This window comes from Anatilimnocola aggregata (assembly GCF_007747655.1).
Lineage (GTDB): Bacteria > Planctomycetota > Planctomycetia > Pirellulales > Pirellulaceae > Anatilimnocola > Anatilimnocola aggregata.
In genome coordinates this window covers 3,777,112-3,802,232 of the sequence record NZ_CP036274.1, presented here as the reverse complement: position 1 = coordinate 3,802,232, position 25,121 = coordinate 3,777,112, and the positions used below count along the sequence as shown (strand labels likewise).

The following is a 25,121-nucleotide window of genomic DNA, read 5'->3' as shown; positions in this document are numbered from 1 at the left end:
TCGCTGCTGAAGCTTGCCGCGTAACAACTTCCGAATGGACGACCAGTTGATTGCGAGGGTGGGGAGTTGCGGACTAAGATGGAAAAGCGTCAGGCGGAGCGTGGTCAGGGCCAATCCGCTGCTGCCCACCTGCCTGTCCGTTCCCACCCTATCTGTTTCGACACGCATCTGGATTCGTACGCCCATTCATGGAATCGTCTCAGCCACCCGCGCGAAGTATGGAGTCAGCCGCTCTGGTGCTAGGGACTGCTGCGCATGGGCGAGAAGGTGGTAATGAGTCACCGAGCGATTCGGTGTGTGCGGCTGGAGTTGAGCCACATCACGGGCTGGTAATGGCGGCGCAGCGAGGTGACCAAAAGGCCTTCACTGCGCTCGTCGAATTTTATCAGCAAACCGTCTTTGGCTATCTGCGGGCTCGCTTGTTCGATTCGACCGATGCAGAAGACCTTTGCCAGGAGACATTCCTCCGCTGCTACCAGGGGCGAGAGAAACTCTCGCGGGCTACGCAGGTGGGCCCGTGGCTAATTGGAATCGCGCGGAATCTGCTCCGCGAGCATGTCAAGCGCATTACTCGGCGGCGCGAAGTGGCCTGGACGGAATTGTGCCTGGAACTCGATCAGATGGTGCAAGAGCGGGTCGAAAGCAGCAGCGATGTGTTGCAAGGCTTGCCGATTTGCATGGAATCGCTCGGACCTAGTGCGCGGCAAGCGATCGACCTCCGCTATCGTGCTCAATTAAAGATGGCCGAAATCGCCAATACGCTGCGACGCAGCGAAGGTGCCGTCCGGCTTCTGGTTCATCGCGCCCGACTCGCGCTCAAGCAGTGTCTCGATAACAGGCTAAAGGGTAGCGAATGACCGATCAAGAATTGTTGCGGCTACTCGACGACAAAATGCCGGAGGAGTTGACGCTAGAGGAAATTGAACTGCTGCAGCGGCGAATCGCAGAATCTCCAGCTTTGCGAGAAGCGCTCGCCAGCCATGTTCACCTCGAAAGTTATCTGCAAACGGCCCTCGCGCGGCTCAAGCTCACTCCCGCAGACATTGCTGCCCGCGCTCGTCAGCAACAACCGCAGCGATCCGGCCTGAGCCTGCTCATGCTGACTTTGCTGATCGTTGTGCCAACGATTGCGGTGCTGGGCATGGTGGGTTTGTCGATGTTCAGCACGCCGGAAGTGGCTGAGAATCCACAGACCAATGACAAGGCTGCGGACGAAACCAAGACCGACGACCTAACGAAACCACAGCAACCAGCCAACGCTTTGGACAATCGAGCAACCGCCGCAGGGACTATCGATCCCGCGCATCCAGCTGTCCAAGGCTCGAGAGAAGGCACTCCAGACAAAGGCCCCACGAAGAGTCCGGTGAAACCGGCAGCACCCTTGCCATTGCCATGGCAAGCCATTGTCGATTCCACCGTTGAGCCGCCCAAGTTTCAGGAGGTGGCCTTCGGGCGATTTGATCTGACGAAAGCGATTCTCCGCCGCGATCAGCTGCAGCCTTGGTTCGAAGCAGCACCCGACGCCAGTTATCGGCTGCACGAAGTCGACACGCAGTTTGGCAAGTGTGCTTCGCTCGAAGGACGCGCCAGACTGAGGTCCCCTTGGCTCAATGACTCGTTTCTGCGTATGTCTTTGGAGAACTACAACAAGCTCCAAATTCATCTGTATCACGGCAATACCGGCGTCACGCTCGTTTATCATCAGGACCAAAGTTCGCGCTGGGCCGCTTATACCACTACGCGCAAGCCAAAAACTTCGCGACCCAATACTTTATCGCTCACCGGAACGGATGATCTGCGCTGCTTCCGCACCGAAATTCGTTTTGGTGGCCCGCTCGATCTGCGCTTTCACGAAGGGCAGGTGATTCTCACTCGCGGTGATATTGTGCTTGTTACCGCGCCACTGCCCGGACCACCTGACGACGTCTATTTCGACGGCCGTGCAACCTTTTACGGTTTGCAGTTGCTACGCTCGATCGACGCGATCATTAGCGATCCACCCCACAAGGTTGTGTTCGAAACCGATCGTCCGGCGGAACTCAACTGGACCTCGTCCTCGCCAGAGATTTCGCAGCCCAAAGCTAATGCAGACGGTTCTCTGTCGTTCACTGCCAACAATACTGAAAAGAATATCCGGTGCTGGACACCTCTGCCCAAGCAAGGGCTACATCAACTTGTTCTGCATTTAAAGGACGTCACGCCTGGATTCGCTGTTTACCTCGGCCGAAAGCAGGGAAATCCGGATGACTGCGTCCGTTTTGTTCGCAACACGACTACGAACCGCATCATGGCCCGCGGTCGCTATGTCGACAGCGATCATGAACTTGCTTCTCCTCCTTATTCCGATCAAGTCGAAGCCTGCGTCGATCCAACGTCGGTTTGGATTAAGTTCGGTTTTGGCTGCGGTTCGCTAAGGTGGTGGGTGTCGTCCGACGGGAAGAATTGGGGGCAGCCTGAATTTGTCAAAGAAGCTCAGCAAGGCGGGATCGACTCCTTCGGGCTGCTGCTCGTCAGCAAGCGACCCGGTGTCCAAGGGACAATTCAACGCGTAGAACTGCGCGAACTTTCGGCACTGTCTAATCTTGCTACGGAAGAAAAAAGAGCCACGGCAGTAGCGGTGCCGCAGGCTGCTAATCTGGCGACTTGGCAAGCGGAAATTGCGAAGCAAAAACCTGCAGAAGAGAACGAAGTCGAGTGGCGGATCGCCTGCGCTGTCAGCACACTGGCCGCTTGCCCCGGTCGAGATCTGGGATATCCGCTGCTGGAAATGCTGCTCGATGAGCCAGCACTGCGGAAGTTACCTGTCGCTGAACAACTTGCTGTTCACGTCGATGCCATGCAACTTGTCGGTTCCATGAAAGACGGCGATGCGGTGCGAATTAACTTGCTGCAGCGGATTGCCAAAGTCGGCCTGAACGCCTTTGAAGACCAACAATTGCCGCCCTGGTCGACCGTTCGCCGGACCTACATGAGTACTCCGATTCATACACCCAACCGGCCCTATGGTCCGCCTCTTGTTCCACTGGAACCGCTCATTCGCACCGAACTGCTGCAGCGAGCCTATCAGCAGCAGCCGGCAGAACTGCTGGCCATTTGTGATCAACTTCGCTTTTTCCACGTCGATGAAACAATGCCGATAATTGCCTGGGCCGAAGCCCACGCGCGGCGCGAAAGTTCGAGTAGGGCCACAGCCACCGCCAATACAACGCTCATGCGAGATGGCTGGCGGCCGCTGCTAGTCGAAGAACTCAGCAAAGAAACTTACAACTTGACGAGCGAATTGCAGGCGGTGCTCGAAAGCGAAGCCTGGGAAGATGCCGCACGAATCATCACCTCAGTCGACCATGAAGCAGCGCCGGGCGTCGCGCCGTATGTGAAGGATCGCCAGCTGTTGACCTCGCTGCCGGTCGCTGTGCAACTGCTGCTTAGTGACTTTCCACAGCTGCGCGTTGCGTTAGGCGAGCGTTACGGTCCACTTGCCAAGTTGCGAATTGGTCAGGCCATCGCCGCGGCGGATGCGAGCGCCGTGGAACTTGCGACCGTGCAATTCGGTGCCACTGCCGAATCGGCCGATGCGCTTCGCTGGCTGGGCGATCGAGCACTTTCGAATGGTTGGTTTGAGGAAGCCATTGCCCATTACCAACAGGCGATAGTACGTCATCCCTCCATCGCCGCCGAGTTATCGCCGCGCATTCGATTGGCAGCCGCTATGCTCGGTCGCGATTTAGGCAGCCCCGCCACAGCGGTCGTGCAGTTCAACAATCTGAAACTCGACGCGCCTGCGTTCGAAGCACTTGTCACCGAAATGCGTGCGCGTGGCACCAGTTCCGCCGTCGGTTCTGCCACGCATGTGATGCCGGGAAGCCTGCTGACGGTGCCACAGCCCGGGCAATTCACTGTTCACAATCGGAGTCGCCTCGACGGACCATCCGGCGAACGCCCACAGGAAGAAGTGGGCCGCAAAACAAATCAGTACGCGGTCCCTTGGCCCGATAAACAACTGGCTGCGACTGTCGAAGGTGATACCCTGTTCGTGTCGAACCGCTTTCAAGTGGCGGCTTACGACCTGAACAATGGGCAGCGCAGGTGGCAAAGCCAGGCACCGTCCGGAAGCATGCAGAAGGCGCAAGATTTTGCGCTGATTGCCATGCGACCGCTCGTTCTCCGCGATCAGATTCTTGCGCGCCAACTTTACAGTCGCAGCCAGCAGATTGTTTGTCTCGACAAATCCAACGGCAAACTGATCTGGACCACCGATCGCGGTGAGCGCGAATTCTTCTGTTCGGATCCGGTCTACCTTCACGGCCAGATCGTGGCTCTCAGCATCGTCGCTCAGGAACAGCAAGAGGGCCTGTTGCGCTGGAATGTAATCGATCCCGCCACAGGCGAGTTGCAGCAACAACGAGATCTAGTTCGGCTGCGTAATACCTGGGGCGCACGTGCTTGTTGTGAAGTGCTGCCGCTCGACCATCAGCTAATTGTCACCTTGGGCGGCGTGACACTCGCGCTGGACGGTCGCGGGCAGATTGCCTGGCTGCGGAAGCATGTCGTCGTTCCCAGTGAAGAAGATCCTCGCTGGGTGCTGCAAAACTATCAGCGCCCGCTACTGGTCGATGGCCATGTGGTAATCAGCCAGCCTGGCACCCGAACCGTGGTGTGTGTTGAGCCGACGACCGGACTGCAGTTGTGGGAGACGTTGCTCCCCGACGTGATCGGCGTTTTTGGCGTCTCACTCGGCAACATTCTGGTGCAAACGGAATTAGGACTGCAGGCGCTCGATGCCAAGACGGGCGAGCGTCGGTGGTTCAAGCCGGTCGTGGAGTTGCAGCCATATGGCCTGGCCGATGATTCGGCCATTCTCATAGTCCAGCGTGTCGCTCAGAAAGACAAGCCAGCCCTTCAACTCGTTTGGTTGGACCCGGCGGACGGAAGTGAACGGACAAGCGCCACACTCTCGGAACTGAAAGATTCATTGCCGAGACTTGGCCCGCTGGTGCCTTATAAGGACCGGCTTTTCACGTTCTTTGGCCGCGGGCAACATGATCCAAATCGCGACGTTGTGGAGTTGATCCCCACAGCGAAATAACGCACCTCAAGTCACTTCCCGGTCGATTCTTACGTTCACGATTGGCAATCGCCGGTTCTTGTCGGTTTTTTCGGCAGGCGTGTAACGAAATTCGCCCTTCAGCCATAGCAAAGTAACCGTTGGCTAATGACAATAGCCTGTTCCCCACCGTTCGCCCCTACTCCCTCCCATCGAGAGGCAACTGCATGTTGCGACGTCAGCTGGCTTTGGCCATTCTCTCGCTGGCAATGCTCTTTGCTCCACTCGCTCGCGCGTGGGGGCAAGACGATGAAATCACCCCGCTGAGTGAAGCTGCTCTCGACCGGGGGCTCGAATGGTTAGCCCGGAATCAGGGTGCCGAAGGAAACTGGGGTTCGAACGACCTGGGGCTTGTTAGCATGGGGGCCTTGGCGTTCCTGGCCGCCGGTCATGCTCCCGGTCGTGGCAAATATGGCCGCGAAGTCGATCGGGCATTGGAATACGTAGTCAGCCATGCCAAGCCTTCGGGCTTGCTGAACGTTTCTGACGCCCAGCGAGATATGTACAACCACGGTTTGGCGACCTTTGTGCTCGGCCAGGCTCATGGCATGACAGCTAGTCGCGATCGCCGGCTTAATCGCGTTCTGGATGGCGCTTTGAAACTCATCGCCAACGTCCAGTGCGACGACGGTGGTTGGGATTACAAAGCTCATCGCCAAAAGAATGGTCACGATCTGAGTCTCGCCGTGATGCAGGCGAAAGCGCTTCGTTCGGCCGTCGATAGCGGACTGGAAGTTCCACCCGAAGTCATCGATCAGGCGATCAAGAGCGTCCGCGATCATTACGCGGCAAAGGGTGATCGCCGCGCATCAGAAGCTGAGCAAATGAAAATGCCCGGCCAATTCACGTATAGCCGCGGTGGTGGTGGTGGCACCATTGCCATGGCTGCAGCCGGCGTGGTTTGCATGCAGGAGTTCGGACAGTACGACGACTGGCGAATCGGCAAGAATATGGACGTCATCGCGGCTGCGGTGAAGGAAGTTCCCAAAGCCCGCGAACGAAACGGCAGCATGCCCTTCGATGCCTACACGCTGTATTACGTCGGCCAGGCTTTGTATCAAGTGAATGGCGATCCGTGGAAAGAATGTTATCCGCTGCTGCGCGAGTATCTCGTCACCGCGCAGGTGATGGACGACAAGAATGCAGCCAATCACGGAGCATGGCACGATCACGGCGCGAAAACCAACGGCCACGTAGGCGGCCGCGAGGGCCAGCTATACGCGACTAGCGTGGGCTGCTTCATTCTGGCTATTCCGAATCGCTACCTTCCCATTTTGCAGGAAGGGAAGATCGAGAGCTTCCGCCAAAAGGCAAAGGCGGGCCAGTAGCATGTCGTTTTTGTCGTTAACCGCCTGGCAATTTGCAGCTGCCGGTGCACTCTTTGCCACGGGGCCGGTGATCATTCACTTGCTCAATCGGCGGCGCTATCGTGTGGTGCAATGGGCGGCTATGGACTTCCTCAAGGAAGCCATGCAACGAAACCGCAAAATGTTGCAGCTGCGCGACATCATCCTGCTGGTGATGCGTACCATTGCTGTCTTTCTCTTCGGTCTAGTGCTTGCTCGTCCTTTTTTCGCCCGGGGTGGCAACAGCGGGGTCGATGAGCGCCAACCACTGCATGCGATTCTCGTGGTCGATAACAGCCTGAGCATGGGCTACGAAGGGCTCGACGGCACCTTGCTTGATAAAGCCAAAGACCGTGCTCGCCGGCTCATCGATCAACTCCCCACCGGTAGCAAGATCTCGGTCCTGCCGGCGTGCGGCTCGCGCGAGGGTTATAGTCCTGATCCTTACGACACCAAGGACGCCGCTCTCGAAGCCATCGGCAAACTTGAACTCGTCGATCGCAGCGCGAGCATGCTCCGCGCAGTGAACGACGTGCAACGGGCAAGTGAGTCGTCACCCGAACTTGCCAAACGAGTCGTCGTCTTCAGCGATCAGCAAGGCACAAATTGGCGCGATCTTCGCTCGGCCGAAACTTTGAAGAAACTACAAGACTGGCAACTTGTTGCTGTAGCACCGGCTGGCACCGCAGCTGATTGGGAGAATACTTGGATTGCCGATTTGCGGGTGCAAGATGGCCTTGCCGATATCGAGACGCCCACGACGATCCAAGTGGTGCTGCAACATCAGGGCGGCGTCGCCCGGCAAGACATTCAAGTCAAGCTGTCGTACGGCGATACCGTGATTGGCGAGCGGACAGTAGCCATCGAACCCGGTTCGGGCAGCAAAGAGGTTGAGTTCGAGTACGTCTTCAATACACTTACCGAAGTTCCTGAGCCTGATCGGCCGATTTTTGTGGCCCTTAAGGCCGAGATTCAAGCCAACGACGCCCTCGCTGCCGACAACGAGCGTTTTCTCGCCCTGCCAATCGTTGCTGGCCTGCCGGTGGTCTTTGTCGATCAATTCGGTTCGGCAGAAGATCCGGGACGCAATCAATTGGGCGAGACTCGGCATTTGCGAAAACTGCTGGCACCGAAGACCTCGCGTAGCGATGCCCCGCGGCAATTAGTGAAGGTTCGCCACCTGACTCAGAACGAGCTCGATCAAGAAGTGCTCAAAGACGCTCGCTTGGTTGTGCTCGCCGGTTTGAAAGAGCCACAGTCGGAGGAAGTTGTTTCCCTCCTGCGCGATTACGTTCGCCAAGGTGGCCGGCTGGTGATTGCTGCTGGAGCCGATTTTGATCCGGCGCGCTGGCAAGAATTGGCCTGGCAAGGTGGCGACGGAATCTTGCCGCTGCCATTGCTCGAAACGGTGGGCGAAGTACCGGAAGTTGCTGGCGCGAATACGCGTCCGTTCTTCATTTCGTTCGAAAGCCTCTCGGGCGATGAGCTGTTTCAATTGTCGTCGATTAGCGAAACGGAACTGCGCGATCTCTATTCCGAACCGTTCTTCTTCAAAGCAGTTGGCAGCGATACGTCGGCCGATACGACCGCTCAATTGGCCGCTGCCGCTCGCAAAAACCTGGAAGAAGAATTGACTTTCGTGCAGGCCGCTGCCAAGCGTCGCGAGGAATTCACGACCAAGCAAGCCGCGGGCGAGATCACCTCGGCCGATCAAGAGTCGCAGGAACAAGACGAAGCTAAGTTGGCCGAACTCCAGCCGCGCTGGCTCACCTGGGCCACGGGGAATTCCGTTAGTACCGGGGGCGACGAAGCTCTTCCCGATGATCCCGCTTTGCGCGCACAACGAGTCGACAGTTTGCTGCAGCAGCAATTGCCGCGAATCCTGGCTCGCTTCGATGATCCCGCACAAACACCTTTCCTGGTTGCGGGCAAACGGGGCCAAGGTGAGATTCTGTTCGTGGGCACTGGATTACTGTCCTCGTGGAATACCTTGCCCAAGACGAACGCGATTCTGATGTTCGACCGTTTGCTGCGTAACATGACGCGATCGACACTCACGCGGCGGAACTATCAACCACTCGAACAACTCACATTGCCCGTTCCCTCGAACGAGCACGATTTGGCAGTCACGCTCACTCGTCCGCGTCAACTCGACCCGGAATCGCTCGATATCGGTTTTATCAGCGGTGACTTGCGCGGCATCACGTTGCACGGCCTGTATCAACGAGGCGTGTATCGCGTCGCCGGTTATCGTCACGATCCGAATGCTGAAGGCCCACAACCCACGGACGCCAAACCCGTCTGGGATATTCCCATCGTGGTCAATGGTGAAGCCGATGAATCGGAACTGCAGCCGATTACGCGCGAGAAGTTCGAAGAACTGACCGCGGGAAGTTCGCTTCGGTGGGTTGAACCAGGCGAGGACATTAGCTTGGCTGGAGCCGCGATTCGCGGCCAAACAAGTTGGTGGTATCTGGCGCTCGCGGTGTTGCTGCTGTTGCTTGCCGAGATGGTCGTCTTGTCGTGGCCTGCGTTGCGGCCGCAGGTGGCCGTTTAGTTTTGTTTGAGTCTGTTGCTGCACTTGCAGGGAAAATTATAACTCGATGAATCGCTGGTGGGGCTGGTTTCTGGGATTGGATGGGGTGACGTCGATCGACGAGATCGGCATCGCTCTCGCTGCGCCTTGGGCGCAGGACGGTCCGTTCTGGGTCTTTCTCGCCGCAGCTGGGCTCATTGTCCTCTCGATGTTCTTCTATCTCCGCCTGCAGAATGGTCCGAAGGCACCAACTCGCTGGGTGCTCGCCATTTGCCGCGGCTTACTCCTGGCAATTCTGCTTCTGACTCTGGCCGACCCTGTGCTACAGATGCATGTCACGCGTAAACATCAGCCACAGGTTTATGTCGTATTCGATGGCACCGACAGCATGGCCATCGGCGATCAACTCCCCGAATCGCAGCGCACCGCATTGGCCACTTCAACGGGCCTAAAAGAGGCTCCCGCTGCTGCCCCGGGCGAAACTCCGGTCGCCGCCAATAGCTTCACAACCCCGACTCGCATGCAATACGTGCAGTCTTGGTTGAGCAAAGAGAACGAAAACACCTTGCAGCAGTTGCAGGACAAGCACAACGTGCAACTCGAAGCTTTCGTCTTCGATGGCAACACCACGAGCCAACTTCGCAAACTAAGCGAAGTTGGCAATCAATCCGAAAAGAAGCTTTCGGGTGCCTGGCTCGCTGAGCAACTGACGACCAAGGGTCAGGTCACGGCGCTCGGAGCTGTGCTACAAGAGACTAGTCAACAATTCGGTTCAGGTCGTTTGGCAGGCGTCGTCTTCGTGAGCGACTTTGCCCATAACGCGGGCGCTGCCCCCGTGGGCATTGGCGATAATACCCCTCTCGCCAAGTTGGGCGTACCAGTCTACGCCGTGGGTGTTGGTGCGACTGAGGCAGTTGATCTAGCGGTCGATTTGCAAACCGACCCCAAGATGAAGAAAGCCGAGCGGAGCAGTGTCCTCGTAAAGTTGCGTCAAAGCGGACTGCAAGGACAGAACGTCACGGTTCGCGTCAGTGGTCGCAAGGTTGGCGGAGACTCGGCCGCGCTTTTACCCGAGTTTCAAGTTGGTCAGCGAACCGTTGCCCTGCAAAGTGGCGTCGAAACGCTCGAGATTCCCTTTACTCCCGAGGAATCGGGCCGCTTCGAATTCACGGCGACCGTCGAACCGCTCGAAGGTGAAATTGTCGACCAGAACAACCATGCACTGCGGCAAGTCAACATCATCGATGACTATCTTCGCCTGATGTATGTCGCTTATGAACCCACCTGGGAATGGCGATTCATCAAAGAAGTATTCCATCGCGATAAACTCGTCGGCATGGACGGCTTTCGCACCTTCCTTGCCTCCTCCGATCCACGGGTTCGCGATGCAAACGTGCTGTTCCTGCCCACGTTGACACCCAAGCGAAGCGAATTCTTCGCCAACGACGTGCTGTTTCTTGACGATATGCCCCGTTCGGCACTCAACGATCGCTTCTGCGAAATGGTGAAAGAGTTTGTCGGCAATCTCGGTGGTGGTCTGGTCGTAATTACAGGCCCGCGTTTCGGCCCCAAAGAGATTCAGCAAACTCCACTGGCCGATTTATTGCCCGTGATTGTCGACCCGCAAGCCGACCGCCGCGATGCTCCGGAGTTCCCCGAGTTTCGTGCCCGCCTCACGCCACATGCCGCTCGTTATCCATTCATGCAATTGGGTGCCACTGAAATCGAGAACACCAAGGCTTGGGATAATCTGGGCAAGCTCCCTTGGTATCAACCGGTCGCTGCCTTGCACGAACAAGCGTTCGCTCTGGCCGAACATCCCACCGACAAATGCCGCGATGGCAAAACGCCTCAGCCTCTCATCTCCGTGCGTCAGTACGGCAAAGGCGAGGTTGTCTTCCTCAGCTTCAACGAGACTTGGCGTCTGCGGAAGAAGTATGGCGAGAAATACTATCGGCAGTTCTGGTCGCAGTTGATCTATCGCCTGGGCATGAGCCACGCGCTTGGCAGCGATAAGCGGTTCGTCGCTCGACTCGATCAGCCTCAGTATCGAGCGGAAGATAAAGTCACGCTCACTGTCGAAGCCTACGACGTCAACTTCGAACCGCTCGATGAAGAAAATGTGACCGACCGCACGCTTGAAGCCGAGTTGGTGATTCCTGGTCCCGGCGGTGGTGAAGTTCGTCCGATTCGCGTCCCCATGCTTCGCAAGGGCGTCTTCGAAGCTCGCATTCCGGTGCTCGCCGTGGGTGAATACAGCCTGCGTGTAAAGGACCCGGTCACTGGCAAGTTCGACGAACAGCGGTTCGAAGTAACGCCGCTCTCTGCTGAACGTCGCCGCGCAGTGCGCGACGAAAAACTGCAGAATGAAATCGCCGCGCAATCGGGCGGCAAAGCCTACGACCTGACCACCGTGCACAACCTGGTGAACGATCTGCGCGCGGAGCCAACCGTCGAAAAACTGACTCGCAATCAACCTCTCTGGTCGACGCCTCTCTGGTTCACGCTGGTCGTCGGCTTGATGCTAGGCGAATGGCTGTTCCGCAAACTGCTGAAACTTTCATGACGCGTCTGTCGACATTACGCACACAACTTTCCTCGCTCAGGCGGGCCCGTTCACTCGTGCGCGTGGCCACCGCGGGTGCGGCGCTTGTCATCGCCGCGCTCTGGGCGTTGGTCGCGGTCCTGGTGCTCGATTTGTTGTTCGAACTTCCCGCGCCGCAACGTTTGGTCGTTATGGCAATTGCCATCGGTGCGGTCGTGTGGGCTGCCATCAAGTTCACCTGGCCCTTATTGCAACAACATGAGTCAGTTGAAGATATGGCCCTGCTCGTCGAGCGGCAGCAAAAAATCGATAGCGACCTGATTGCCGCCCTGCAGTTCGAATCGACTCAAGCGGGTACTTGGGGTTCGCAGCAACTGGAAGGCGCGGTCATCGACTACGTCGCCCATGTCGGCAATCAGTTGAACGTGTTCGAAGGCTTTTCGCGCACGCAGATGATTCGCCGCGCCGCGTTGCTTGCGGTCACCGGCGTGGTGCTCATTGCTGCAGCCATTGTCTATCCCCACTATGCCGGCGCATTCTTCAATCGTCTCCTGCTCGGCGGCCGGCATTATCCCACGGCCACCACCATCGAGCGCATCGTCATCAATCAGAAAAAGGTGCTGGAAGAGAACGTGGAAGGTTGTGCTCCGCAAAGTATGAAGGCCGCTCAGGGAAGACCGCTTGAGTTTGCCGTATTCACCCGCGGCCACAAACCCGAGGCCGCTGCACTCACGCTGACGGCCACCGGCGTCACGCGCACCCGCACCCAGCTCGACCTCAAACCCGCTACGCGCGAAGAGCGCCTCAATCGCCTGCGCCGCGCGGCCGAAATGATGGAAGCCGCGGCGAAGAATGACGAGATTGATATTTCGCAGCCGTGGCGCGAACAGGTAGCCCTGCTGCTAGCTTTTGATGCCGATGAGCATTCAGCTCAAGTGCTAAAAACTGAACAGCGCAGCTCACTCGCTGAGTTGGCGTCGCAAGTCGCTGCGCAGCTCAAGAGTGATGGTGCCATCCAAGAGCACAAGTCGCTTTTTTTGGTGCAGCAACCTCGACTGCTCGAAAGTGTTCGCTATTCGCTCGTGGCTGGTGATGCCTGGACCGACCCGGCCACCATCAGCATGATTCCGCTTCCCGCGGTCGAACCTTCCCTCAAGATCGTACCTCCCGCATATGCCCAGCAGGAAGCAGTGCCCGATGCGGGCCAACGACAAGTTGCCTTGCTCTCCGGTTCGTCCCTGGAGATAGCGCTCGATTGCACGAACGGCAAACGCCTGCAATCGGCCTGGATCAACCTTCGTCAGCGCGAAACAACGGAGCGGCTCGACCTGGCCGTTCAGGATAGGCACGGTACGAAGTGGGCTCTGGTCGACCTGCAAGGCCACACGCCACTGAAGAACATTCGGGAAGAGTTCCGCTACGAGTTGCAAGTGATCGACGAAGACGGCCTCAGCTTGGAGATGCCGATTCGCGGTTCAGTCCGCATCAAGCCCGACCGTCCTCCCACTGCGGCAGCCGATGTAGTTCACAAAGTGGTCCTGCCAACTGCGGAGCCCGTGGTTCACTATCGTGCCGCCGATGACTACGGCATCGCTTCCCTCAAGCTGATCGCGGAAGTCGAACGACGTACCGACGACAACGTAGCCGCTGCCGCGCCTGAAGAAAGTGCGCAGACGACAGGAACTGCCGAAGCGACCACGGCCGTCGAAAAGAAAGAATTCCCTTTGCTGACAACCAGCGAACCGCTCCGGGCGGGCAAGTTGCCGCTGGATGCCAGTTTCGCCTTGCCGCTATCGTCTCTGGCGCTCAACAAAGGGGACCGGGTCAAAATAACGTTGGAAGTAGTCGATTATCGCGGTGACAATGAAGCCGGCCAGCCTGCGGGTGAACGGTATCAGTCGGATCCGCTGGTGCTCGAAATCTCGGATGAGAGTGGTGTACTGGCGGCCATTTCAGAGGCCGACCAGCGCTCAGAACAACGTCTTACGGACATTATCAAACGTCAACTCGGGATTGGAGAATCTCCATGACAGGAATCGCTGCTGAGAAAGTCGCTCGTGGTTTGCGTAGCTGGCTGCCATCCGGCGGACTTGTCGCGCTATTGCTGGGGACTGTCGCGCTCGCTGCCGACGGAGACTCCTTCCGCAACAAGCAACAAGCACAGGAGAAAGCCCGGGCGCTGGCCGGAGAACTCGTCTCCGGTGTGCTCGACATTCAACTTCGCCAGCTCGACGAAAACGGGCTCAAGGCGCTGCCGATTTACAAAGACATCGCAGCGATGAAGGGGAACATCCATGAACTGATGAAGGCCGACATGGAAGAAATCGTCCAGCTACTAGTACAAGCCCAGGAAGGGACACAAGCGCAACGGCTCGATAATTTCAACAAAGCCCGCGCTCGCATTCGCGAAGTCGTCGTGCAGCTGATGGCTGAACGGCAAAAGCTTTTCCGCCGTATGCAAATCGCCAAGCTCTCGGCCCAAGTCCGCGAGTTAATCAACATGCAGGTGAAAACGCAGACTCTGACGGTTGGTCTTCCCGCCCTTCCACCTCAGCAGCGCGATCAGTTCGCACTCTCGACCATTGAAGATCAGGCCGATGTCCAACGCCTCTACTACCAATTGGTCGCCGCGCTCGACGACGTCAGCACTTGGGGTGGCCAGGCTGGTGCCGGAGCTAGTGCTGGTCTGCGAATCCTGCGCGCCGGTCAGGTCGATCAAGAATTGAAGGCCGCGAGTATGCAACTGGCCAAGGCGGACTTTCCTGGCGCTGGCAAATCGCAACAAGTGGTGATTCGCGGCTTGCAGGCGCTGCTCGATAAGCTCGAAGAAACTCAAGGTTTGATCGATAGCGACCGCGAAGCGGCGCTAAAGATGGTTCGCGAAATGCTGAAGAAGCAGGAACAATTGCGTGAAGAAACTAAGAAGTCGCCCCTCGATCCGCAAGCCGCCGATAAGCTCGCGGCCAAGCAACTCGAAGTGCAGAAGGAACTCGGCAAGCTCGCGCAGGCTCTGCAAAGTGCTTTCCCGAACACTCAACCGTTGCTCGAAGACGCCAAGGCCGCTGCGCAGGAAGCTCGACGCGACTTGTTCGAAACCAACAAGCCCGAAGCACTGGAAGAACAGAATAAAGTCATCGGCGATCTGGCTCAGATCGAAAAGCAAATCGAACAAGGACTCGACCTCGAACAGGCCGACAAGAGCGCCGATCAACTGGCTGCTGAGGTCAAGCAATTGCAAGAATTAAAGAAGGACCTCGAAACTGCCGCCGAGCAGCAGAAGGAAGCGACCAAACATGCGGAAAAAGCTCCTGCCGAAGCCCTGAAGCAAGAAGAGAAAGTCGCCGAGATTTTGAAGAAGGCCGATGAGAAGGCTGAATTGAATTCCGCCGTCGAGAACAAACTGCAAACCGCTGAAGAGGCTGTCGCAGAAGCAATCGAAGCCAATAAGAAAATGGCTCCCGAAGCAGTCGAGGCTCGCCAGGACGCTACCGAAAAAGCTAAGGAAGCCATCGCTCAGGCCAAGGCCGAAGTGGAACAACAGCTGGCCGATGCCATGCGCCGCGAGAAGGCCGTCGAGGTGGGCGAACTGGCCCGGGCGGCCGAAGCACTCGAACGCGCTGCCGCTGCTGAGAAGGAAATCGCCAAAGAGGCCGCTGCTGCTGCGAAGGAAGAAGGACTGACGGCCGAAAAGGCTGAGGCGCTGGCAGCCAAACAGGCCGACGTGAAAGAAGTCACCGAGAAGGTTGCTGAAGGCACGAAGAACACGGCACCCGAAGCTTCCAAGAAAGTAGCCGAAGCGAAGGCTCCTGCTGAAGAGGCCGCTAAGAAATTGGCCGAAGCCAAACCAATGCCCGGTGAAGCAGCCAAGCCCGCCGCCAAACAGGCCGCTATGGATGCTGCCAAGGCCGCTGAGAAAGCTGCCGAAAAACTAACCCAGGCAGCTGCTGAACTTCGTAAGGAAGCTGGCAAAACTGCCGAGGAACTCGCCAAGATTGCCGGCGAACAATTGGAAAAGACCGAAGCGGTTTTGGAGGCCGTCGAAAAGGCCGCGGCGAAGCCGATGCCGTCGAAGGCCGAAGCCATCGCCAGCCTCCAGAAAGCCAAAGAGAAAGTTCGCGAAGCGCAAACCGAACAAGCTAAGGCCGAAGGCAAAGCGGCTGCTGCCGAAGCCAAGACTCAGGCCGAAAAAGTGGCGGAAGTGAAGAAAGAACAGAATCAGGCTGACAAAGCAGCTAACGATCTGGCTCAAGGCAAAGCTAACACTCCGCTCGAGGCTGCCGGCGAGCAACAAGAGGCTGCCGAAAAAGCTGCCGAAGCCGCCAAGCAAACCAAAGGCCCTGTCGCTGAAGCTTTGAAGGAAGCTGCTGCTGCCGCTGCTGAAGCTGCCAAAGAAACGCTCGGTGGTGATCCTGCCAAGGCCGAAGCAGCCCGCAATGAAGCGCGCGAGGCAATCGCGAAAGCCATGGAAGCCGCCGAAGCTCAAGCAGCCGAAGCAGCCAAGCAACCCGCCGGCAAGCCCGACGCGATGGCCCAAAAAGCTGCTGGCGATAAAGCCGGTGAAGCCGAAGCGCTGGCCGAGAAGGCCGCCGCCGAAGCCAGCGATCAGCCGGGAGACATGGCCGCGAAAGCTGCCCAGGAAGCTGGCAAAGCAGCTGCTGACGCCGCTGCCCAAGCCGACGCCGCCAAGGAGCAATTCGATAAGGGTATGCCCGCTGGTGCAGCCGAGGCTCAAAAGAAAGCCGGTGAAGCACTCGCCAAGGCCGGTGAGAAGATTCAAGAAGCACTAAAGGAACTCGGCAAGCAAGAAGCAGCCGGACTGGCCGAAGAAGGCAAAGCGGCCGGTGAACTCGCTGAAAAGGCCGGTGAAGTCGATGCCGGTGCTCAGGCTGCCCTGCAACAAGCAGCCAAGGCTGCTAACGACGCTGCGAAACCGGGGGAACAACCGGCAGGCAAGCCGGAGTCGGGCAAACCCGAAGCAGGAAAACCGGCAGCTGCTGATCCCGCTAAAGCGGCCGAAGCTCGCGCTGAAGTTGCGCAGCGTCTCGATCGTGCCGCCGCGAATCTGGCCGCTCGCGAGCAACAGCTTCGTCGAGATCGTGATTTGGCTGAAGCCATCGCTGAACTCGCTAAAGACCAACAGGCTGCCCGTGATGCCATCGGTCAAGCTGCCGAACAGCTGGCCAAGGGTGATTCTCCAGCTGGTGAAGCGGCGAAGCCCATGCCAGGAGAAGCCGGCGAACCCATGCCCGCTGGCGAAGCCGGTAAGCCAATGGCTGGTGAAGCTGGCAAACCGATGGCTGGCGAAGCCGGTAAACCCATGCCCGCGGGACAAGCCGGCAAGCCGATGCCTGCCGCCAAGCAGCCCTCGGCCAAACAGCTAGCCGCTGCCGAAGCTCTTCAACGAGCAACTGAGTCGTTTGCCGAAGCCCAAAAGGCGACGGGTGTAGGTGCTGCCGAAATCTCCAGTCAACAAGAAGTGGCCAAGGCTGAAATTCGCGAAGCACTGGAAGCTGCATCCCGCTTAGCCGAACCAATGCCTGCCGGCGAAGCCCCCATGGGCGAAGCTGGTCAGCCAATGGGAGAGGCCGCACCAGCCGAAGGAAAACCTGGTGAAGCACAACCCGGTCAACCCGCTGCGCAAACGCCCGCTGGTCAACCTGCTACGGGCAAGCCAATGGGTCAGGCGGCACAAGGCAAACCAATGGGCCAAGCACCCGCAGGTCAGGCCCCTGCTGGTCAAGCCAAACCTATGGGTCAGGCTCAAGCGGCTGCAGGCATGCCGCCAGCCGCGCCAACTGACTTGGGTACTGGTCTGGTGCCAAGCAATCCCGAAGCAACCGCGCAGCAAATTGCCGGTGCCGATGCACTTGCCCAAGCCGAAGCTACCATCGAAGCAGCTGCCGAAGCCGCTTTGCAGGGTCAGTTGGCTCAAGGCGAACCCGGTCACGGCCAGCCAATGCCAGGCCAAGGTCAACCTGGTCAAGGACAACCCATGCCCGGCCAGCCTGGACAAGGCCCACCGATGCCTGGTCAACCAGGGCAGGGGACTCCAATGCCCGGTCAACCGATGCCGGGACAAGGCCCGCCGATGCCCGGCCAAACGAGCCAGGCCACCAAGGGTGGTTCGCCCATGGGTGGCGAGACCGGGGAGAATCCCGATCAAGCGCCCGGCGAATTGCAAAACGAAGCCACCCAGCAGGGCGACAGCCGCGGCGAGAAGAACAACCAAGATGCAGACGCGAAGGCACAGAAGTTCGAAAAGGAACCTTGGTTCGCCAAGCTGCCTCCCGCCCTACAAAGTGCGATTCAAGCCAAGGCTCGTGGCAAAGCACCACGCGGCTACGAAGAACGGCTCCGTCGTTACTTTGAAAGCATCGACTAATTTTTCGAGTGAAATAGAGGCTGCTGTGAAATCAAGTAACGGCAGCCGAACAGAGATCCCTTTCCTGATTATCGCCCGCCTAATAGTTGAGTGATTCGTATGAGTAGTGATCAGCAACAACAGAACGATGTCGCCGCCGTGCAAAAGTGCGAGAAGGCTTACAACCGCTTGCGCGACGAACTGTCGAAAGTGATCGTTGGCCAAAGCGACGTGATCGAGCAAGTGCTGATTTCGATGTTTGCCAAGGGTCACGCGCTGCTGGAAGGTGTGCCTGGTCTGGCCAAGACGCTTCTCATTAGTTCGCTCGCCAAAGCCCTCCACTTGTCGTTCAAGCGAATTCAATTCACTCCCGACTTGATGCCGAGCGACGTCACCGGCACTGAGGTGATTCAGGAAGATCCGGAAACGCACAACCGCGGCTACAAGTTTTTGCCTGGGCCGATTTTTGCAAACATGCTCCTCGCGGACGAAATCAACCGTACCCCGCCCAAGACGCAAGCTGCCATGCTTGAAGCGATGCAAGAGCGGCAGGTCTCGGCAGGCGGCAAGATCCACGGTCTCCCTGCTCCATTCTTCGTGCTCGCCACGCAAAACCCACTTGAGCAAGAAGGCACGTACCCGCTGCCCGAAGCGCAGCTCGACCGCTTCCTGCTGTACGTGAAGGTCGATTACCCCAGCCCGGCGGAAGAATGGGAAGTCGCCCGCCGCGTTACCTCCGGCCAACTCGGCGACATCCAGCCTGTTCTCACCGGCGAAGAGATCGTCGAGTTTCAGAAGCTCGTCACGCGTGTTCCGGTTAGCGATCAGGTACTCGGCTATTGCTGGGCACTCGTTCGAGCGACCCGTCCCAATAGCAAAGAAGCTCCTGAGTTCGTCAACAAGTGGGTCAACTGGGGCGCTGGCCCGCGCGGTGTCCTCACCCTGGTCACGGCCGCCAAAGCACGAGCGATCCTCTACGGCCGCTATCATGCCACCGTGCAAGACGTACAAGCCATCGTTAAACCGGCTCTCCGGCATCGCATGGCCGGCAATTATGCCGCCCAAGCGAACGGCCTGAACAGCGAAAAGCTGATCGACATGCTGCTGCAAGCGATTCCGGCCGACCGCAAGTACGAAAAACCCGCTGCGTGAGTAAGTAGCCCGACGCGTCAGCGAGGGTGATTCGAAATCGATATAGATCGGCATTGCACCGTCGCTGACGCGTCGGGCTACCAAAAGCTACGATAACCAATTCGCATGTCCAACTCCGTCCTCAACCGCTATCTCGACCCCGAAGTGCTCAGCCACGTCGCCGACCGGCATTTCGAGCCGCGCGGCTTGGTGATTGGCAACCTCGCTGGCGCCCACAAGTCGCCGCTGGCTGGTTTTGCGGTGGAGTTTGCCGGGCATCGTGAGTATGTGCCGGGAGACGATCCCAAGCACGTCGATTGGCGCGTCTATTTCACGCGCGAGAAGTATTTCGTCAAGCAGTACGAGCTCGAAACGAACTTCGTCTGCCACTTAGTGCTCGATGTTAGCGCCTCGATGCGCTATGGCGACGGCGGCGAGCAGAAACTGCTGTACGCATCGCAAATGGCAGCAATGCTCGGTTACTCGATCATTCGCCAAAGCGACAAGGTTTCTCTCACGACGTTCGATAGCCAGATTCGCGGCGTAGTGCCGCCGAGCAACTCGATGAGCCAAGTGTTTCGCATGACGCAACATTTGGACAAGATCGACCCCGTCGAAAAAACCTCGCTGGCAAATTGCCTGAACGAAGTTGCCAGCCGAATGGCTCGCCGCGAAATCGTCATGGTCTTCAGCGACTTCTTTGGCGATCTGCAATCGCTCGAGCCGATCCTGCAGCGACTGCGGTATAACAAGCATGAAGTGGTGTTGTTTCAAGTGCTGCATCACGACGAGACAACGTTTGAGTTCGATGGCATGGTGAAATTCGTAGGGCTCGAAGCACCAGACGAACTGCTGGCTCAGACCGAAGACCTGCGCCGCGGCTATCTGGCTGCTCTCAAAAAGTTCAACGATGAATTTCAAGACCTCGCCCAGCGCAATGGCTGCGAACGGATTCTGGTCGATACCCGCCGATCGATGGCCGAACTCTTTATCGACTATCTCAATCAGCGTAGCTTGCTGAACCGCGGCCGATAGCCGCGCCCGCAGCGGCTGGAAAACGCGCCCCACTAGCGGCCATCTAATGGTTGCTTATCGCGCCTAAAGCGTTAGAATCGACGTCTGCCAAACGGGGCACAATCTGCCGTCGTAAGCGTTTACGGGCTAGGAAGGCCTCCACAATTGCCGCCAAAGACGCAATTCTGCGATTCGCTTGCGGCGAAATGGTTGCCACAAAAGGTAGAGGGCGATGCGATATTCTTTTCGACTGGCTGAGGTCGTAGGGCACGTTCCCGATCCCCGGCGACGACCGGGCACGATCAAAGCAATCTGCGACTACACGGGCCTCGATCGGCATCAGGTCGCGGCGTTACTTAAGAACGAAGTCAAATACATCCCGCTCGATGCATTGTCGAAGCTGTGCGACTACCTAATCGAAAAGGGCTTCGCTACAGCAGAGGAACTGCCCGGGCGATTGTTCGCAGTCGAACCGGAACACTTTTGGGAATTGCTCGCACGCCGGCGACGGCTGGAATTGTGCCTCGGCGTGCGGCGGGGGGAACCAGGTGACTCGCTCGACGACGCCTGGGTCGTAGCATCCGACTCGGTCCTGCTGGGCGAACTGCTCAATGGCGTTACGTCGCTGGGTGGCACCGCCCGGCACAAGCGCGAGAAGGAGAAAGTCGAGGGCGCGCCGGCCGAGCCTTCGTTCGATCCGCATCCGGAGCAATTGCACCAGTCACTGGTCTTCAGTCCCGGTCAGTCGTCGTTTGCCGACTATGTCGAACTGGCCAAGCAGGTCTACAACGGCTTCTGCAGTGCAGCTGGGGATAAAGCGCTGATCTGCCTCGGCAGCAACAAGAGCAACCCGGTCGTCGAAATCCTGCTGGCGGAAGCATTCGGTGCTGTCCCTTTCGAAACCCAGGATGGCCTCGCGACGGCGAACAAGCGCCACTGCCCGATCTTCTTCCGCTATCGTGGTCACGATCCGCAAACTCCCTCGTGCTGCGGCGGTGTGCAACTGTCGACGAGTGAAAAATCGGATGCGCCGGGCATTTATTACGAAAAATCAGACGGCACCTGGGATGCCTGCACCTGGAACGCGACCAAGCAGGACGCAGCAGTGGTCTTTTACATTCATCGCGAATCGCAAGGCCGCTTGGAGATGATGCTCGGCGGCTACTCAGGTCGCGCGACCCGACTCCTTGCGCGAATGCTTGCCCGCCGCGGGGAAGAATTTTGGCCGCCAGTTTACTCAGGGCACGGCATTCAGATCGGCGCGTTCGTGGTGAAGTTTAAACTGCAAAGCCAATCTGAAAACGATCCTCATGCGCTACTCACCGATCTCGCTGCCGATAGCGAAATCGTCCGCCTCGCTCCCGACGTGATCGAACGCCGCATGCAAATTGCTGGCGAAGAAGACATGTAAGGGCCCGCCACACACCCACCTCCTCGAAAGACATTTTCATGGACCTGACTGGAAAAACGGCACTCGTCACCGGAGGTACATTGGGCATTGGTGCCGCGATTGCCATGGAACTGGCCAAACGCGGCGCAAACCTTTCGATCTGCGCGCGGAACCTGGGCGAGGATGCGGCGAAAGTGAAGGCAGAAATCGAACAACTGGGGCGCAAATGCCTGCTCATCAAAGCCGACATGGCTGTCGCCAGTGAGTGCGCTCGAGTGGTGGCCGAAACGGCCAGTCACTTTGGCCGTCTCGATGTGCTCGTGCACAATGCGGGTGGTCCAGCATTTGGGAAGACCGAGGAAGTGACGCCCGAACTATGGGAACACACGATAGCCCTGCATGTGAGCGCCAACTTCTACCTAACTAAAGCTGCCATTCCACACCTGAAGCAGGGTGGCGAGGGTGCGATCCTCATGATTTCGTCGTCAGCTGGTGTACGTGGCGTGCCGGGTGCCATCGCTTATGCTACGGCCAAGGGCGCATTGCCACAGATGGCTCGCTCACTCGCTCGCGATTTAGCTGACGACAACATTCGCGTGAACGTCGTTGCCCCCGGAGTCATTCGGACGCGTTTCCACAAAGACATGAGCGCAGAGCGCAAAGAGTTCAACCTCAAGAATCGCATTCCGCTCCATCGCGAAGGGACCGCCGAGCAAGTAGCCGACGTCGCAGCCTTTCTGATCTCCAACGACTACATCACAGGTGAAACCGTCGTCATTGACGGCGGACTTTCGAGCCGCATCGCGTAAGAGTGGTTCGAGTACCGCAGGTGTCCACGAAAAAAGCCCGCGATCGTTGTGATCGCGGGCTTCGATGGTTATCCGTCAGGCAACTGTGTTGTAAATACACAACACAGCTACCGATTTGGTCACAAGCGTGTTACTTCGTCTCGGCGGCGACTGGTTCCTTAACGGAGACCGAGCCTTTGAAGTCGAGGCGGCGGAGCTTGTTTTCGTCGTCGCGAATGGCGCTGACGGTGATCGTGTCCTTGCCTTGGAACTCGCCCTTGAGGAGCTCTTCCGACAGCGGATCTTCGATCATCCGTTCGACTTCACGGCGGAGCGGACGGGCACCGTACGGGTTGTCGTCCTCGCCACCCTTGTTGCTCTTCATGATGATGAATTCCTTGGCATCATCGGTGAGTTCGAGCTTCAAGCCACGTTCGGCCAACCGTTCGCGAACCTTCGACAGTTCCAGGTCGATGACCTGCTTGAGATCCTTCGTGTTGAGGTGCCGGAAGACGATGATGTCGTCGAGCCGGTTCAAAAACTCGGGACGGAACTGACGTTCGATTTCTTCGGTCACGCGGCGCTTCATGCCATCGTAAGAGGCATCTTGATCGCTCGTGGCCTGAAAACCGAAGGCCGACTCGTTCTTGATCGCCGACGCACCAGCATTGGTCGTCATGATCAGGATCACGTTGCGGAAGTCGACGCGGCGACCGAAGCTGTCGGTCAAACGGCCTTCTTCCATCACCTGCAGCAGGGTGTTGAACACGTCCGGGTGAGCTTTTTCGATTTCGTCGAGCAGCACGACGGCGTACGGACGGCGACGAATCTTCTCGGTCAATTGACCGCCTTCTTCATAACCGACGTATCCCGGCGGAGCACCGATCAGACGGCTGACGTTGTGCTTCTCCATGTATTCGCTCATGTCGATCTGAATGAGCGCGTCGCTGTCGCCGAACATGAATTCAGCGAGAGCTTTGGCGAGCAACGTCTTACCTACACCGGTCGGACCAGCAAACAGGAAGCAGCCAGCCGGCCGGCGCGGGTCTTTCAAACCGCTGCGGCTACGACGAACTGCCTTGGCAACGGCCTTCACGGCCTGCTCCTGGCTGATGATCTTGCGATGCAGCTCTTCTTCCATCTTCATCAGCCGCATGCTGTCTTCGGTCGTCATGCGGGTGAGGGGAATGCCCGTCATCTTGCTGACGACTTCGGCAATGATTTCCTCATCGACCACACCCTCGTTATCGCGCGACTTCTCACGCCATTCGCGGGTGATCGAATCCTTCTTCTTCTTCAGCTTGTCGGCCTGATCGCGGAGGGCAGCGGCCTTCTCAAAATCTTGATTGGCGACTGCTTCTTCCTTCTGCTTGTTCAGAGTCTCGACTTCTTCGTCGATCTCTTTGAGATCTGGCGGACGAGTCATCGAGCGAAGACGGACGCGAGCGCCGGCTTCATCGATCACATCGATGGCCTTATCGGGCAAGCAGCGGGCGGTGATATACCGTTCCGAGTACTCGACGGCTGCTTCCACAGCGTCGTCGGTGATTTGCACGCGATGGTGCTCTTCGTACTTCTCGCGCAGACCTTTGAGGATCGCGATCGTTTCTTCCTTGCCGGTCGGTTCGACGATGATCTCTTGGAACCGGCGAGCAAGGGCCGAATCCTTTTCGATGTACTTGCGGTATTCATCGAGAGTCGTCGCACCGATGCATTGAATTTCGCCACGAGCCAAAGCTGGCTTGAGTACGTTGGCCGCATCGATCGCACCTTCTGCACCACCGGCACCCACGAGCGTATGAAGCTCGTCGATGAACAGGATGGTGTTACGAGCGCGACGAACTTCGTTCATCACGGCCTTGATGCGTTCTTCGAATTGACCGCGGTACTTAGTGCCGGCGACCATCATCGCCAGATCGAGCACGACGATTCGCTTTTCGGCGAGGATTTCCGGCACGTTGCCGGCAACCACGCGTTGAGCGAAGCCTTCGACAATGGCAGTCTTGCCCACGCCAGCTTCACCGAGCAACACGGGGTTGTTCTTGGTGCGGCGGCAGAGGATTTGAGTGGCCCGTTCGATTTCGCGTTCGCGGCCAATCACTGGATCGAGCTTGCCTTGGCGAGCCAGTTCGGTGAGATCGCGACCGAAGCTATCGAGGGCTGGGGTCTTGCTCTTGCTGCTGCGGCCCGAGCTCGATTGCTCGCCCGATCCGCCGCCACCACCAGCGCCGACGCCTTCGCGGCCACCACGTTCGCTCGAGCCTTCGCCTTCCAGGCCGTGGCCCAAGAGGTTGAGGACTTCTTCGCGAACTTCTTCCAGCTTGAGGCCGAGGTTCATCAGAACCTGAGCAGCGACGCCTTCTTGTTCACGCAGCAGGCCGAGCAGTATATGTTCGGTGCCAACGTAGTTGTGATTCAGGTTGCGAGCCTCTTCCATGGAGTACTCGATGACCTTCTTCGCGCGGGGCGTTTGGGGCAGCTTGCCCATGGTGACCATTTCTGGTCCGCTCTGCACCAGCTTTTCGACCTCGAGGCGGATCTTGCGCAGATCGACATCGAGGTTCTTGAGCACATTCGCCGCGACGCCGCTACCTTCCTTGACCAGTCCGAGCAGGATGTGCTCGGTACCGATGTATTCGTGGTTGAAGCGCTGAGCTTCCTGATTGGCCAATTGCATGACCTTGCGGGCGCGATCAGTAAATCGTTCGTACATTCTTCATCTCCCGCAGGTGCTTCGTGTGCTGGACAGTCCAGTCGCGTGAGTCACCTTGTGACAAGTGTTAGCATCCTTACCCGGTGTACAGCCAACGATCTTCGTGGTTGCTTAAACTAAGTCTGTCGACTGTGTTTCATCTGTTCGGTTACATCTGCCCGCGACGCGTCTCATCTGCTGCGCGTCGCGACAT

12 protein-coding genes are annotated in these 25,121 nt (G+C 58.0%); 11 read left to right on the top strand and 1 reads right to left on the bottom strand.

The annotated features are described in order from the left end of the window. Window positions 1-188: 188 nt before the first annotated feature. The 11 genes from ETAA8_RS14515 to ETAA8_RS14465 all read left to right on the top strand — a co-directional run bounded on the left by ETAA8_RS14515 (window position 189) and on the right by ETAA8_RS14465 (window position 22,236). On the top strand, window positions 189-857 hold the full coding sequence (locus ETAA8_RS14515) for an RNA polymerase sigma factor (protein WP_145089372.1): 669 nt from the start codon (window positions 189-191) through the stop codon (window positions 855-857). Further along, a complete protein-coding gene (locus ETAA8_RS14510; RefSeq protein ID WP_145089369.1) occupies window positions 854-5,086 on the top strand; it encodes an outer membrane protein assembly factor BamB family protein in 4,233 nt (1,410 codons plus the stop codon). Before ETAA8_RS14515 ends, ETAA8_RS14510 begins: the two co-directional genes overlap by 4 nt. Window positions 5,087-5,271: 185 nt before the next feature. Beyond that, entirely contained in the window at window positions 5,272-6,432 is a 1,161-nt protein-coding gene (locus tag ETAA8_RS14505) for a prenyltransferase/squalene oxidase repeat-containing protein (RefSeq protein WP_145089366.1), read from the top strand. A 1-nt stretch (window position 6,433) separates the two neighbouring features. Then, entirely contained in the window at window positions 6,434-9,007 is a 2,574-nt protein-coding gene (locus tag ETAA8_RS14500) for a BatA domain-containing protein (protein ID WP_145089362.1), read from the top strand. Window positions 9,008-9,053: 46 nt separating this feature from the next. After that, complete coding sequence (locus tag ETAA8_RS14495) at window positions 9,054-11,552, top strand: hypothetical protein (RefSeq protein ID WP_145089359.1); 2,499 nt, start codon at window positions 9,054-9,056, stop codon at window positions 11,550-11,552. Then, window positions 11,549-13,561: a hypothetical protein gene (locus ETAA8_RS14490; protein ID WP_145089356.1), complete on the top strand. Its 2,013-nt coding sequence runs from the start codon at window positions 11,549-11,551 to the stop codon at window positions 13,559-13,561. The genes ETAA8_RS14495 and ETAA8_RS14490 overlap by 4 nt, the downstream gene beginning before the upstream one ends. After that, window positions 13,558-17,913 carry a hypothetical protein gene (locus ETAA8_RS14485; protein ID WP_145089353.1) on the top strand — a complete coding sequence of 1,452 codons (4,356 nt, stop codon included), beginning with the start codon at window positions 13,558-13,560 and terminating at the stop codon, window positions 17,911-17,913. Before ETAA8_RS14490 ends, ETAA8_RS14485 begins: the two co-directional genes overlap by 4 nt. 99 nt (window positions 17,914-18,012) lie before the next feature. Then, on the top strand, window positions 18,013-19,044 hold the full coding sequence (locus ETAA8_RS14480; protein WP_145089350.1) for an AAA family ATPase: 1,032 nt from the start codon (window positions 18,013-18,015) through the stop codon (window positions 19,042-19,044). Between the two features lie 105 nt (window positions 19,045-19,149). Continuing rightward, window positions 19,150-20,058 (top strand): DUF58 domain-containing protein, encoded by a 909-nt coding sequence (locus ETAA8_RS14475; RefSeq protein WP_145089347.1) that lies wholly within the window; start codon window positions 19,150-19,152, stop codon window positions 20,056-20,058. 211 nt (window positions 20,059-20,269) lie between these two features. Continuing rightward, entirely contained in the window at window positions 20,270-21,448 is a 1,179-nt protein-coding gene (locus tag ETAA8_RS14470; protein ID WP_145089344.1) for a helix-turn-helix domain-containing protein, read from the top strand. 38 nt (window positions 21,449-21,486) lie between these two features. Further along, window positions 21,487-22,236 (top strand): SDR family NAD(P)-dependent oxidoreductase, encoded by a 750-nt coding sequence (locus tag ETAA8_RS14465; protein WP_145089341.1) that lies wholly within the window; start codon window positions 21,487-21,489, stop codon window positions 22,234-22,236. Window positions 22,237-22,366: 130 nt separating this feature from the next. Here ETAA8_RS14465 and ETAA8_RS14460 read toward each other — a convergent pair whose 3' ends face one another. Beyond that, complete coding sequence (locus tag ETAA8_RS14460) at window positions 22,367-24,928, bottom strand: ATP-dependent Clp protease ATP-binding subunit (protein ID WP_145089338.1); 2,562 nt, start codon at window positions 24,926-24,928, stop codon at window positions 22,367-22,369. Between the last annotated feature and the right edge of the window lie 193 nt (window positions 24,929-25,121).